The sequence below is a fragment of the Polynucleobacter sphagniphilus genome, from assembly GCF_029892205.1.
Taxonomy (GTDB): domain Bacteria; phylum Pseudomonadota; class Gammaproteobacteria; order Burkholderiales; family Burkholderiaceae; genus Polynucleobacter; species Polynucleobacter sphagniphilus.
In genome coordinates this window covers 310,109-324,439 of sequence record NZ_JARXVX010000001.1, presented here as the reverse complement: position 1 = coordinate 324,439, position 14,331 = coordinate 310,109, and the positions used below count along the sequence as shown (strand labels likewise).

At 47.1% G+C, this 14,331-nt stretch carries 9 protein-coding genes; 4 read left to right on the top strand and 5 right to left on the bottom strand.

Going from position 1 to position 14,331, the window contains the following annotated elements:
* Positions 1–176: 176 nt before the first annotated feature.
* Both tsf and rpsB read right to left on the bottom strand, forming a co-directional pair.
* Entirely contained in the window at positions 177–1,061 is an 885-nt protein-coding gene (tsf, locus tag M2125_RS01665; RefSeq protein WP_076022933.1) for a translation elongation factor Ts, read from the bottom strand.
* On the bottom strand, positions 1,061–1,810 hold the full coding sequence (gene rpsB, locus M2125_RS01660; protein WP_076022932.1) for a 30S ribosomal protein S2: 750 nt from the start codon (positions 1,808–1,810) through the stop codon (positions 1,061–1,063). Before rpsB ends, tsf begins: the two co-directional genes overlap by 1 nt.
* 258 nt (positions 1,811–2,068) lie before the next feature.
* Between rpsB and map the strand changes: the two genes are divergently transcribed.
* Positions 2,069–2,905: a type I methionyl aminopeptidase gene (gene map, locus M2125_RS01655; RefSeq protein WP_076022931.1), complete on the top strand. Its 837-nt coding sequence runs from the start codon at positions 2,069–2,071 to the stop codon at positions 2,903–2,905.
* A gap of 3 nt (positions 2,906–2,908) precedes the next feature.
* Entirely contained in the window at positions 2,909–5,509 is a 2,601-nt protein-coding gene (locus M2125_RS01650) for a [protein-PII] uridylyltransferase (protein ID WP_076022930.1), read from the top strand.
* Positions 5,510–5,525: 16 nt separating this feature from the next.
* On the opposite strand, the gene ligA is transcribed toward M2125_RS01650, so the two are convergent.
* The 3 genes from ligA to smc are packed head-to-tail and all read right to left on the bottom strand — an operon-like array spanning position 5,526 to position 12,148.
* Entirely contained in the window at positions 5,526–7,538 is a 2,013-nt protein-coding gene (gene ligA, locus M2125_RS01645) for an NAD-dependent DNA ligase LigA (protein WP_076022929.1), read from the bottom strand.
* Positions 7,539–7,549: 11 nt separating this feature from the next.
* On the bottom strand, positions 7,550–8,608 hold the full coding sequence (locus tag M2125_RS01640) for a cell division protein ZipA C-terminal FtsZ-binding domain-containing protein (protein ID WP_280742377.1): 1,059 nt from the start codon (positions 8,606–8,608) through the stop codon (positions 7,550–7,552).
* 18 nt (positions 8,609–8,626) lie between these two features.
* On the bottom strand, positions 8,627–12,148 hold the full coding sequence (smc, locus tag M2125_RS01635; protein WP_076022928.1) for a chromosome segregation protein SMC: 3,522 nt from the start codon (positions 12,146–12,148) through the stop codon (positions 8,627–8,629).
* A gap of 172 nt (positions 12,149–12,320) precedes the next feature.
* On the opposite strand from smc, the gene dapD reads away from it, so the two are divergent.
* Positions 12,321–13,148 carry a 2,3,4,5-tetrahydropyridine-2,6-dicarboxylate N-succinyltransferase gene (gene dapD / locus M2125_RS01630; RefSeq protein WP_076022927.1) on the top strand — a complete coding sequence of 276 codons (828 nt, stop codon included), beginning with the start codon at positions 12,321–12,323 and terminating at the stop codon, positions 13,146–13,148.
* A gap of 8 nt (positions 13,149–13,156) precedes the next feature.
* On the top strand, positions 13,157–14,308 hold the full coding sequence (gene dapE, locus M2125_RS01625) for a succinyl-diaminopimelate desuccinylase (RefSeq protein ID WP_076022926.1): 1,152 nt from the start codon (positions 13,157–13,159) through the stop codon (positions 14,306–14,308).
* Positions 14,309–14,331 lie beyond the last annotated feature (23 nt).

The following is a 14,331-nucleotide window of genomic DNA, read 5'->3' as shown; positions in this document are numbered from 1 at the left end:
TAATTTGCTAAGCAATTTACTCTCTTAGCTTATTGATCTTTAAGTACTTTTAATATCTCAGCTGAATTATAAAGGGCTTGGGCTCAATAAAACAAAAGGGCATAGAAACCAAGGTTTCTATGCCCTTTTGAGCATTTCAGTCCGGCCAGAACAAGCCCGGCCAGAGCCTGCAACGATTACGCTGTAGCTTTAGTCGCAGCAGCAACCTGTGCGGCTACTTCAGCTGCAAAGTCGTCTTGACGCTTTTCAATACCTTCACCAACAACAAACATCGTAAATCCTTTGATAGTTGTATTGGCAGCCTTGAGCATCTGTTCAACGGTTTGCTTGTCGTTCTTCACAAAAGTTTGGTTCAACAAAGATACTTCTTTGAGGTACTTCTGGATAGAACCTTCAACCATTTTTTCAACGATCTCTGGTGGCTTGCCAGATTCAGCCGCCTTTTGCACAGCAACGCTGCGCTCAATAGCGATTGACTCAGCAGGTACATCAGCCATCGACAAAGCCACTGGCTTCATCGCAGCAATGTGCATAGCCACATCTTTAGCGGCAATTTCATCACCTTCAAACTCAACCATTACACCGATACGTGTGCCGTGCAGGTAGGAAACCAGCTTATTGCTACCAGCAAAACGCTTGAAGCGGCGTGGCATGATGTTTTCACCGATCTTACCAATCAAGGCGCTGCGAATCGTATCCACAGTAGAGCCATTCAAAGGTAAGGCCAACAAAGCAGCGACATCAGCAGGATTATTTTCAGCAACCAACTTTGCACAGTCAGCAGTAAAAGCCAAAAAGTCATCGTTCTTAGATACGAAGTCAGTTTCGCAATTTACTTCAAGCAGAGCGCCAGTAGTGCCATTGATAAACGAAGCTACAACACCTTCAGCAGTAACGCGTGAAGCTGCTTTACCAGCTTTGCTACCTAATTTGACGCGCAGAATTTCTTCCGCTCTCGCCATATCCCCATCGGCTTCGGTCAAAGCTTTTTTGCACTCCATCATTGGAGCATCCGTCTTGGCGCGTAACTCGCCAACCATTGCAGCGGTAATAGCGGCCATTATTCTGCGTTCCCTTCTTCAACAAACTCCTCTTCACCCTCTTTAACAGCAGTCAAGATCTCTTGAGTTGAACTTGCTTTACCTTCAAGGATTGCATCAGCAATTCCACGAGCGTACAGAAGAACAGCTTTACTGGAGTCATCGTTACCAGGAATGATGTAATCAACACCTTCTGGTGAATGGTTAGTATCCACTACAGCAATCACAGGAATACCAAGCTTGTTGGCTTCAGTAATAGCAATCTTGTGATACCCAACGTCCACTACAAAAATAGCATCAGGAACGCCATTCAAATCTTGAATACCGCCAAGTGCTTTTTGCAACTTGTCGAGATCACGGTCGTTTGTCAAAGCTTCTTTCTTGGAAAGCTTTTCCCAGTCGCCCGCTTCTTTAGCAACTGCCATATCTTTCAAACGCTTGAGCGAACCCTTGACGGTTTTGAAGTTGGTGAGCGTACCGCCCAACCAACGGCTGTCGATGTAAGGCATACCAGCACGTGCAGCTTCTTCAGCAATGATTTCACGGGACTGGCGCTTTGTACCAACAAACAAAATAGTGCCACGATTGGCAGCAACTTGTTTTGCAAACTTCAGGGCGTCCTGAAACATTGGCAATGTTTTTTCCAAGTTGATGATGTGGATTTTATTGCGATGGCCGAAAATATAAGGGGCCATCTTTGGGGACCAGAAACGGGTTTGGTGACCAAAATGGCAACCGGCTTCCAGCATTTGACGCATAGTTACTGACATAACTTCTCCTAAGGGTTGTGTTCTAAGGTTAAGTCCTAGCTGCGCTAAAAAACGCCACCCTGGAAGGCTTAACCCGCGATTTCAAGTCAAAAAAGTCTTGAGAACCGAATTATAGCTTAAATATCAGTACTCTAGCGACGTTTATCTAGTCGCTGTCACTGGAGGTATAGGGGCTGGAGAGGGTAAATTGAGGTTTTTTGCCTAATATTTAGGCAATTATGGGTAACTAAAATTCGTCAAGTCGTTGATAATCAAGGCATGAATAGTGTATTTACTGCCGAAAAAGACATCTTAGGGATGCGTGAGGCTGGCCGCTTAGCCAGCGAGGTCTTGGACCATGTGACCCCCCATGTAAAGCCTGGGGTGAGCACCGGTGAGCTTGATCGGATTTGCCACGAATATATGCGTGACGTCCAAAAAACCATCCCTGCCCCATTAAATTACCAACCCCCTGGATACCCCCCATTTCCAGCATCCATTTGCACATCCGTAAACGATGTCATCTGTCATGGCATTCCCGGGGGAAAAGTCCTCAAATCGGGTGATGTCGTAAACCTAGATATCACCGTAATTACCCAAGATGGCTATTACGGCGATACCAGCCGCATGTTTATGGTTGGCGATGTTTCAGTTTTAGCCAAGCGCCTGACTCAAATTACATTCGAATGCCTCTGGCTTGGCATCGCCCAAGTGAAACCTGGGGCTACATTGGGTGACATTGGTTATGTGATTCAAAGACATGCTGAAAATGCGGGCTACTCCATCGTCAGAGAATATTGTGGTCATGGCATTGGCAAGGTGTTTCACCAAGATCCACAAATTCTTCACTATGGTCGCGCCGGCACGGGCGAGAAATTGGTTGAAGGTATGACTTTCACGATTGAGCCAATGATTAATGCTGGTCGCCGCGAAATTCGCACCATGCCAGATCAATGGACCGTGAAAACTAAGGATCGTAGCCTCTCGGCGCAATGGGAACACACACTTTTAGTTACGGCAACTGGCGTTGAGGTGCTTACTTGGTCAGAGGGCAGCAATCCCCCACCCGATTGCGTCAAAGGCTTATCCTTCCGACCTACGCCTGTCATCGCTTAGGCAATGCAAGCCGCAACACAAGCCAATCACATTACGGATATTGCCCAGCTACGAGCTGCACGCGAGCAAGCGTATGCCCAATTTCGTAAAACACAATCTGTTGGTAGGCTAGCAAAGACCTTAACAAAATTAAGCGATCAATTACTGATTAGCCTGTGGGATACATGTGGCTTGAATAATCAGGCCGCACTGATTGCTGTAGGTGGGTTTGGTAGAGGCAGCCTATTCCCCTACTCCGATATCGATATTCTGATTTTGGTTCCTAGTGATAAAAAACTCTTTGAAGAAATTTTAGCCACCAAGATCGAATCCTTTATAGCTAAATGCTGGGATACTGGCCTTGAAATTGGCTCATCCGTTCGATCTGTATCGGAGTGCATTTCTGAATCAGAACAGGATATTACTGTGCGCACTGCCATGCTGGAGTCACGCCTAATTTGTGGCAAAAAAATCTTATTTAAAGAATTTGAATCTGCGTTTGCAAAAACACTCGACCCGAAAGCATTCTTTCAGGCAAAGTTAGCAGAGCAAATACAGCGTCATTACAAATATCAAAGCACCCCCTACTCACTGGAGCCCAACTGCAAAGAAAGCCCCGGCGGCCTGCGTGATCTTCAGGTGATCTCCTGGGTAAGTAAAGCTGCGCATTTAGGGAATACATTTAAAGACTTAAATCTAGAAGGCTTGATTACTGAGCATGAACTTAAAGAGCTCACGCGCAATCAACGCTTCCTGGAAACCTTGCGCGCTAACCTGCATCTGTTAGCGGGCCGTAGACAGGATGTACTTGTATTTGATTTGCAAGCAGGCTTAGCGGCAGCTATGGGTATCAAAGAGAACTCTTCACGCCTTGCTAGTGAAGCCATTATGCGGCGCTACTACTGGGCTGCAAAAGCGGTAACCCAGCTCAATGATGTGCTCTTACAAAATATTGAGGCACTGCTTTTTCCTAAAGAATCCAAAACCACTTACCCCATACCAGGCGAAGGAAATGAACATTTCATTGAACGCCAAGGCGTACTTGATATTAAAGATCCGCAGCTCTATGAAAAAGATCCCGATCAAATCCTGCGCACCTTTTTAGTCTTTTCACAAACTTCCAGCGTCAAGGGCTTGTCAGCCACAATTTTCAGAGCCCTGTATAACGCACGCCACAGAATGAATGCGCAGTGGCGTAATAATCCTAGCAATCGGAAACTCTTCATTGAGCTCTTAAAGCAACCAGAGGGTGTGAGCCGAGCTTTTCAGCTAATGAATCGCACTAGTGTGCTGGGGCGTTACTTACCAGCCTTCAGAAAAATTGTCGGTCAGATGCAACATGACTTGTTCCATGTGTATACCGTTGATCAACACATACTGATGGTGTTACGCAACGTACGGCGCTTTATGGTGGTTGAACATGCACATGAATTTCCTTTTTGCAGTCGCCTGATTGCGCACTTTGAGAAACCATGGCTGCTAGTGATTGCCGCTCTTTTTCACGATATCGCAAAAGGACGCGGTGGTGATCACTCCCTTCTCGGAAAAGCCGATACCCGTAAGTTTGCTAAAGAGCATGGCCTAGACAAGGCCGATACAGAATTGTTAATCTGGTTGGTTGCTGAACATCTACAAATGAGTCAGGTTGCTCAAAAGCAAGACATTACTGACCCAGATGTTGTTAGGGCATTTGCCAAGAAGGTTGGGGATGAGCGTCATTTAACCGCACTCTACCTACTCACTGTTGCTGATGTCAGGGGAACCAGTCCAAAAGTATGGAATGCCTGGAAAGGCAAATTACTCGAAGATTTATATCGAGCGACACTCAGAGTGCTTGGCGGTGCTAAACCAGATGCCTCCTCTGAGTTTGCTCAGCGCCAAGAAGAATCCAGAACCAAATTGCGCCTCTATGGCATCGAAGATTCTGCTTATGAAAATTTTTGGAAGCAATTGGATGTTGGATTTTTCTTGCGCCAGGATTCAGCAGACATCGCCTGGCTGACACGCCATCTGTTTAATAAAGTCGATAGTGATAAACCAGTCGTACGTGCGCGCCTCTCACCCATAGGCGAAGGCCTACAAGTTGCCGTCTATGTCAAAGACCAAGAGGATTTATTCTCACGCATTTGCGCCTACTTTGAGCGTCACGGCTTCTCCATTTGGGATGCCCGAGTTCACACAACCAATAGTGGTTATGCACTGGATACTTTCCAGATATCAGGCGGTAATTTAGTAAGCGAAGGTGGTGGATATCGTGACCTCATTCAGTTAGTTGAGTACGAGCTTACCGAAGCTCTTACGAACGCTGAACCGCTCGCCAATGCAAGTATGGGTCGTCTCTCCAGGCAATCTCGCACCTTCCCAATTCAGCCTCGAGTCCACATGACTCCTGATGATCGGGGTCGCTATTACTCATTGTCGATTTCTGCTAGTGATCGCACTGGTTTGTTATATGCAATTTCCAGAGTGCTGGCGAAACACCACATTTCACTTCACACTGCGCGCATTAATACCCTAGGTGAGCGCGTAGAGGACGTATTGCTATTAGACGCTGTGAATCTGAGTAAAAATCCGAAATTACAAATACAGCTTGAGACTGAACTCTTAGAGGCTTTGGTAGCTTAAGACTCCTAGAGCGGCTCTAGCTTAACAACTCAAGCATGGCAGCTTCATCAATGATGGGCACACCAAGCTCTTCTGCTTTAATTAACTTGCTACCAGCATCAGAGCCCGCTACAACAAAATCGGTCTTTTTAGAGACAGATCCCGCTACCTTGGCGCCAGCCTTTTCTAAGAGATCCTTTGCCTCATCGCGCGTCATAGTTGGGAATGTGCCTGTCAGTACAAAGGTTTTTCCAGAAACAGCTGCGCTGAAGATTTTTTCTTCCACTGAAAGTTGCATACCCGAGAAAAGCAACTGCTCAATTACCTCACGGTTATGGGCTTCTTGCATAAAACTGGTAATGGAATCAGCTACTACAGGACCGACATCCTTGACTGTGAGAAGGTCTTCCAGAGAAGCATCCATTAAGGAGTGCATAGAGCCATAATGATTGGCCAAGTCTTTAGCAGTCGTCTCACCCACATGGCGAATGCCCAAGGCAAAGATAAATCTAGCTAAGGTCGTGTTTCTGGATTGATTTATTGCTTGCATGAGATTGTCTGCAGACTTATCACCCATACGCTCAAGATTAGCTAAGGCGGTAAAGCCAAGTCGATATAAGTCTGCTGGAGTTCTGACTAAATTGAGGTCAACTAATTGATCCACTATTTTTTCGCCGAGACCTTCAATGTCCATCGCCCTACGATGTGCAAAATGAATTAAGGCTTGCTTGCGCTGGGCTGCACAAAAGAGGCCGCCACTGCAACGAGCCACTGCCTCATCACTCAAACGTTCGATATGAGAATCACATACCGGACAACGAACTGGCATGACAAATTGCTGGGCATTTACCGGTCTACGCTCTTTAACTACCGAAACAACCTCAGGAATGACATCCCCTGCACGCCTAACCGAAACCGTATCACCAATACGGACATCTTTGCGCTTCACCTCATCTTCATTATGCAAGGTGGCATTAGTAACAGTGACGCCGCCAACCTCAACGGGGGCTAAACGCGCTACTGGGGTAATTGCACCGGTGCGACCAACCTGAACATCAATTCCCAAAACAGTTGTCAAGGCTTCTTGGGCTGGATATTTGTGAGCCAAAGCAAAACGAGGTGCCCTTGAAACAAAGCCCAACTTAGCTTGCTCTGCAAAAGAATTCACCTTATAGACAACGCCGTCAATGTCATAGGGGAGTGAATCGCGCTTAGCGCCAATCTCGTTATAAAAATCCAGAATTTCTGCCACCGAATGCAATAGCCGCCGCTCTGGACATACAGGTAAACCAAGCCGGACATATGCATTTAATAACTGCTCATGCGTACTTGGTAGCCAAGACTGGGGTTCTAATGCACCCAGGCCATAGGCGAAAAAAGACAGGGGTCTCTTAGCGGTGATTTTAGAATCCAACTGGCGCAAGCTGCCTGCTGCAGCATTACGAGGATTGGCAAACTCCTTTTCCCCCAGAGCTGCTGCTTGTTGATTCATCTTCTCAAAATCTTTGAGATACATGAAGACCTCACCGCGCACCTCAAGGACTTTCGGAATATTTTTGCCAAGCAACTGAAGCGGAATTGCACGGATCGTTTTGATATTAGCCGTTACATCTTCACCACTTGCCCCATCACCACGAGTTGCAGCGCGGACCAAGACTCCATCCTCATAACGCAATGAAATCGCCAAGCCATCAAACTTCAATTCTCCAGCAAACGTCACGTGATCTACATGCAATCCTTCACGACAACGGCGATCAAAGGCAATTAACTCTGCATCCTCAAAGGCATTATTGAGCGACAACATGGGCACTACATGCACAACGGTATCGAATTCTTTTAAGGCGACTCCACCAACACGCTGGGATAAGGATTGGGGACTTACCCACTCTGGGTGAACTGCTTCAATCTCGAGCATCTCACGATACAAGCGATCATATTCACTATCAGGCAATAGGGGGTTATCGAGCACGTAGTAAGCATGCTCTAGACGGGCTAACTCACCTTGTAAAAAAGCGTAGCGCTCCGCTAAATTTGGCGAACTTGAGGACAACAGGGTGGTCCTTAACTAAAAAGTCTATTGGCAGTAGAAGAGCCAGCAGCAATGCCACCCTTCTCAAGATTGGCATAGAGGATGTCTAAATGCTGACGAATAGTGATGACAGTGTTTTCAGTTAAATTGATGCCGTTGTCATCCACTAGCCGGCCATGAACAGCCTGCGCAATCTCTACGCCCTCACTTAACATTCTCTCAAAGGCACGTTCTTCATGACTTACCAAGGGCACCTCCAATAAGAGGGTTACTTGAGCAACGGGTTTATTAGGATCCACATCAGCACTATTAAAAATAAGACTACCATTGCTGAAAAAATCGTATTGCCTTCCATTTCGCGCCAATTGGAAACTACGTTGACGCATAAGAGCATCAAAGTTCGCCCATCGAAGTGGCTGATCAAACACCACATTGATACTTAATTGAATATCACTTTCAGCAGCCAATACATCTAACTCCTTGGCACTCTCCAGCATAGCGCTCACGCTAGGCATATCAATTTGTGACCCTAGAGTTTCTGCAAGTGCTTGCGCGCGGGAGCAAAAATCGGATAACTCGAGCACTCCAATCGGACCACGTCGATTAGCTAGCTGCATCGCAAGCTGTAATTCGGCGTAGCTTGCATCTGCTTTTAATTGCTCCCAATCCTCAGGTGCACCATCATCCGCATTTAAACCTTCGCAGATCCAAGGTAAGTGTGGCGCACCCCCTTCATCTGACAAAGCCTCTATTTCAGATAAAAGCTCTACGCCACTAATAGGCTCATCAAAGCGCAAGGTAATCACACAATCAATACGAGGATCAATTGTAAAAATCGTTGCGGGTGGCGTATTGCTTGTTGACTCACCCAATGAAGGTTCTACACGCTCTTGATTTGCTGCCTGTGCAAAACCCGCATTCAAACTGGGCTCTCTTGCTACAAAAAGCTCATCGAGTGCAAGATCCCTTTGAGAGCCCGCTTTACGACGGGCGTGAGCATAGTAAATATTTAATATGAGCACGAACAGCAATATCAGGAGGCCAATGACCCCCAAAGCAAATTGCAATTCAGACAATCCAAGGCTTGTCATGATTTGCTCTAAATTCACTTAGGCAGCCTCCACCATCGACACCGCAGAGGAAATGTCGACAGCCACAATTCGAGATACGCCCTGTTCCTGCATGGTCACACCGATTAATTGATGAGCAATTTCCATAGTGATCTTGTTGTGCGAGATAAATACAAACTGGGTCTTATCTGACATTTTGGCAACCATTTGCGCGTAACGCAAGGTATTCGCATCATCTAATGGTGCATCAACCTCGTCAAGCAAGCAGAATGGGGCTGGATTCAAAAGGAATAATGAGAAAACTAAGGCAATGGCAGTCAAGGCTTTTTCTCCACCGGAAAGCAGGTAGATAGAGCTGTTTTTCTTGCCAGGCGGCTGAGCCATTACCTGAACACCCGCATCCAAGATCTCTTCCCCGGTCATTACCAATTCAGCATGACCGCCACCGAATAACTCAGGAAATAGCCGTCCAAAATGACCATTTACTTGATCAAATGTGCCTTGCAATAAGTCACGTGTCTCAGCATCAATCTTAGCAATGGCATCCGTCAAGGTTTGCATGGCCTCATTTAAGTCAGCTGATTGCGCATCGAGGAATTGCTTGCGCTCACGTGAGCTAGCCAATTCATCCAAGGCTGCCATATTGACTGGTCCGAGCGATTGAATTTCACTCGTTAAGCGATTTACTTCAGTCTGCAATGCACCCACCTTGAGGTCAGCACTGAAGCTGGCCTCAAGCGCAATTAAATCGGCCTCTGCATCTGCCAGCAAGGTTGCGAACTGTTCAAAGTTCAAACGAGCAGCCTGTTCGCGCAATTGCAAATCAACCACCTTATCGCGCATGGGCTGCAAGCTACGCTCTATTTGCATACGCACTTCATCAGCTTCACGCAGTTGATGCAATAAAGCATCTTGTTCCGTACGGGCATTCGCAAGCAAACCTTCACGCTCACTGCGGGTAACCAATAAACCCTGTAATTTTTCTTGCGCCTCAACATCGCTCAAAGTTTCAAGCTCTTGCTCGGCCAAAGCATGCTTATCCTGAATCTCCATGATCTGAGTACGTGCAGTACTTTGATCGCGCTGCAAATCAGCGATGCGTTGCTGCAGGGAGCGAGTCGTAAAGGCTGCTTCTTGTGCTGCCATCTCAGCAATACGCAGAGATTCGCGTAAATGATCACGCTCTTGGCTGGCCTGCTCTAATTTTTCTTGAGCAATCGCCAGACCTTCTCCACAAGCTTGCTTAGTCTCTTCGGTTTGAATCAATTCAGCAGCAGACTGCTCTTGGTTTACGCCAAGCTGTTCCATTTGCTCACGTAGCTCACCCAACTCACCTTGAATTTGCGTGGCGCGCTGACTATATTGCTCTTCAGCCTGAGTTAACTGCATTCTTTCAACTTCAAAGCCATGCGCTTCTTGCACAGCTTGTTCAGCGGCGATACGAGCTTGTTCCGCCGCTTGATGGGCAGCTTGATAATTGGCGACGCATTGATCCAGCTCACCTTGCAATTCACTTTGCATTAATCGTTGTGCCCGTAATTGCTTCTCAAGACTTTCCATTTCTTGAGCGCGCGCCAACATGCCAGCTTGCTCAGAATCAGCTGCATAGAGCTGAACACCAACCCGACTGATTAAGTGACCTTGCTGAGTTACCAAGGCACCGCCGGCTGGTAATTTTTCACGACGGTTTAAAGCATCTTCTATGCTGTCAGCAATATAAACATTGTCAAGCCACTCTTCTAATACAGCAGCCACTCCAGGCGCACCTGCACTTTGTACGCGAGTAAGCAACGCTATGAAGTTAGCGGGTATCGCGGTATGTGCGGGGATAATTTCATCGGTGAGCAAAATAGCCAAGCGACTTGGTGGCGCCTCTTGTGCAAGTGCTAACGTTTCCTGAACGCTCTTAGCAGTAATGGCTGCCAAGCGTTCACGCAGAACTGACTCCAGAGCGGCTTCCCAGCCACTCTCTACCTTTAACTCTTGCCAAAGGCGCTTACTTTCTTTAAGACCTTTACTTTCTAACCAAGGACCAATCTTGCCTTGTGCTTGCACGCTGGCCTGCAAAGCGGTTAAGGCTGTCAATTTGGCTTCTGTTTGAGCCAAATCTTGATTAGCAGATTGAATTTGTTGCTGGGCAGTACTGCGCGCCTCATCAGCCGCTGGAACGCGCTGTTGGGTTTCAATCGCACGGTTACGCGTCTCTTCGACTTTACGTTGAGCCATTGCATGACGATCAAGCGCCATTTGCAAGGCTTCCGCATCGGGCTTACGCATACCGCCTAACTCACCATTCAGACGGGTTTCGCGACCCTTTAATTCATCCAGCTGCGCACTCAAAGAGCGAGTGCGCTCGCCTAAGCTAGCCAATCTTTGATCAATCGAAGCCAAATGATTGCGTGCTTCATTTAACTCACGCATATTGACTTGATACATCTCTTCGCTTCCAGGCATTTGCTCTTGCAAGCCGGCCAAATCAGCAAGCAAAGACTCTTCCTTTTCTACAGCCAGACTTAACTCGTGTTCAGCAGAACGCTGTGCTTGCGCTGCATCCTGCTCTTGCACTGTCCAACGTTGGAGCTGCGCCTGTAAATCCTGGGTTTGCTGTTGTAAGCGCTGACGTGCCTCTTGCACATAATGAATCTGAGACTCGACTTGACTTACATCAGAATTGGTTTGGTAGAGATCGCCCTGGGCCTGTGATACTTTGTCCTGCAACGCGTACTGATGAGTACGCATGGTTTCTAATTCAGCCTCGGCATGACGTAGCTTGGCGGTTTGCTCTTCAAGGCTCACCTGAGTATCACGTATACCATTGGCATGACGCTCTTGCTCCTTACCTGCCTCAGTTTGACGCACGAACCACAAGAGCTGTTGTTGCGACTTCATCTGCGCTGAAAGTTCGGCATGACGCTCTGCTACGGTAGCTTGTTTTTCTAAGCGATTGAGTTGCTGCTCAAGCTCGCGCAAAATATCTTCTACACGAACTAAATTCTCTTTGGTATCTTCCAAGCGTGAAGCAGTTTCTTTGCGACGCTCTTTGTATTTTGAAACACCAGCGGCCTCTTCCAAGAAGACGCGCAATTCTTCAGGCTTAGATTCCAAGATACGATTAATGGTGCCTTGACCAATAATGGCATAACCTCTCGGGCCCATACCAGTGCCCAGAAAAATATCTTGAATATCTTTACGACGCACTACTTGGTTGTTAACGTAGTAACTAGAGTTGCCATCACGAGTCAAAACGCGCTTGACCCCTAATTCGGTAAATGCACCCCACTGCCCTTGTGCCCGACCGTCTGAATTATCAAAAATCAATTCAACACTGGCACGCCCTGAAGGTTTACGCAATCCAGAACCATTAAAGATGACATCTTGCATGGATTCGCCGCGCAGTTCGCTGGCGCGGGATTCACCCAAGACCCAACGAACAGCGTCAATGATGTTTGATTTTCCACAACCATTTGGACCAACTACGCCAATTAATTGGCCTGGCATCTCAAAATGGGTTGGGTCAACGAAAGACTTAAAGCCGGAAAGTTTGATGGATTTCAGTTGCACGGCGGACTTTGTAGGGAAAAAGGGTCAGAAAGGAGGTAATTTATTTAAAACTTAAGTTGGAAGATGATAGCAAGCTTAGGGCTTCTCGGACGGGATTTTGCCCCACCGATATAATGATAAATCTACCTTCAGGGTCAAAATCCCTTAACAATCTGATAGTTAACTAAAAAGCATGAGCCAATCACCACAAAGCATCATCGAACAAGCCTGGGAAAACCGCGCAAACCTCTCTCCAGAGGCTGCCCCAGCGGAAATCCGCAATGCAGTCAATGCGGTACTTGAAGGCCTTAATTCAGGCACGATTCGCGTGGCTGAACGCCAAAGCGTTGGCAAATGGGAAGTCAATCAGTGGGTCAAGAAAGCTGTTTTGCTTTCATTCCGCCTTGAAGACAACAAACCAATGTCCGCGGGTGGATTTACCCAGTTCTATGACAAGGTTCCAAGCAAGTTTGAAAACTACACTGCTGAGGACTTCGCCAAAGGTGGATTTCGCGTAGTACCTCCTGCAGTAGCCCGTCGCGGCTCCTTTATTGGCAAAAATGCTGTTTTAATGCCCTCCTATGTCAATATTGGTGCTTATGTAGGCGAAGGTACGATGGTTGATACCTGGGCGACCGTGGGTTCTTGCGCTCAAATTGGTAAAAACGTACACCTTTCTGGTGGCGTAGGCATTGGCGGCGTTTTAGAGCCGATCCAAGCTGGTCCAGTCATTATTGAAGATAACTGCTTTATCGGGGCTCGTTCCGAGGTTGTTGAAGGGGTTGTTATCGAAGAAAACGCTGTGCTTTCAATGGGTGTCTACATTGGTCAAAGTACCAAAATTTACGATCGCGAAACTGGCGAGGTTCATTACGGCCGCGTTCCTGCTGGCTCCGTAGTGGTTCCTGGCTCACTGCCATCTGCTTGCGGCAAGTACAGTCTTTATGCCGCAATCATTGTGAAGAAAGTGGATGCTCAAACCAGAGCAAAAACTGCCATCAATGAATTACTCCGCGACTAAGACTTTTTATGAGCGCCACTCTTGAGCTAACTCAAGCCCTCATCTCCTGTCGTTCTGTTACGCCAGTAGATGGCGGCTGCCAAGAATTGATTGCCGATCGCCTCAAAGCGATCGGCTTTCATACTGAGAGCGTGGTCAGTGGACCAGAATCATTCCAAGTAACTAATTTGTGGGCAATCAAAAAAGGTAAGTCTGGCGATCAGGGGAAGGTTCTTCTCTTCGCAGGACACACTGATGTTGTTCCAACTGGCCCACTGGAAAAATGGACCAGCGATCCTTTCGAGCCAAGTATTCGTGATGGCTACTTATATGGTCGTGGTGCCGCTGATATGAAAACCTCTCTCGCAGCCTTTGTAGTTGCCGCAGAGGAATTCGTTGTCAAACACCCCGACCACCAAGGTTCCATCGCCTTTTTAATTACCAGCGATGAAGAAGGGCCTGCACACGACGGCACTGTCATCATGTGTGAACGTCTTGCAAAACACGGTCAGCGGCTTGACTACTGTGTCGTTGGTGAGCCAACCTCTGTAAATTACTTGGGCGATATGATTAAGAATGGTCGTCGCGGCTCCCTATCTGGCAAGCTCAAGATCAAAGGAATTCAGGCGCATATTGCCTACCCACATCTTGGAAAAAACCCAATTCACCTAGCAGCGCCTGCTATTCAGAATCTGGTAGAGACCGAGTGGGATAAAGGTAATGAATATTTTCAGCCGACTAGTTTTCAGATCTCCAACATTCACGCTGGTACTGGTGCCAACAACGTGATTCCAGGCGAACTTGCCATTGATTTCAACTTTCGATTTTCTACCGAGAGTAAGCCTGAGCAATTACGCGAACGCTTAGAGCAAATACTGAAGGCTGCGGGGGTTGAGTTTGAAATCGAATGGTCTTTAAGTGGTAACCCATTTATTACTGGGGATGGTGCCCTGGCTAATGCTCTGCGCTATGCCATCAAAACTGAAACAGAAATTGATACTGAGCTATCAACTACTGGCGGCACCAGTGATGGTCGCTTTATTGCCAAGATCTGCAAAGAAGTAGTTGAATTCGGCCCACTCAATGCCACGAGTCACAAGATTGATGAGAGCGTCATTGTTGATGACATCGAACCCTTGAAAAATATTTATCGCAAGACCCTTGAGCAACTTGTTGCTTAATTTCCTCAAATCTAACTAATCCA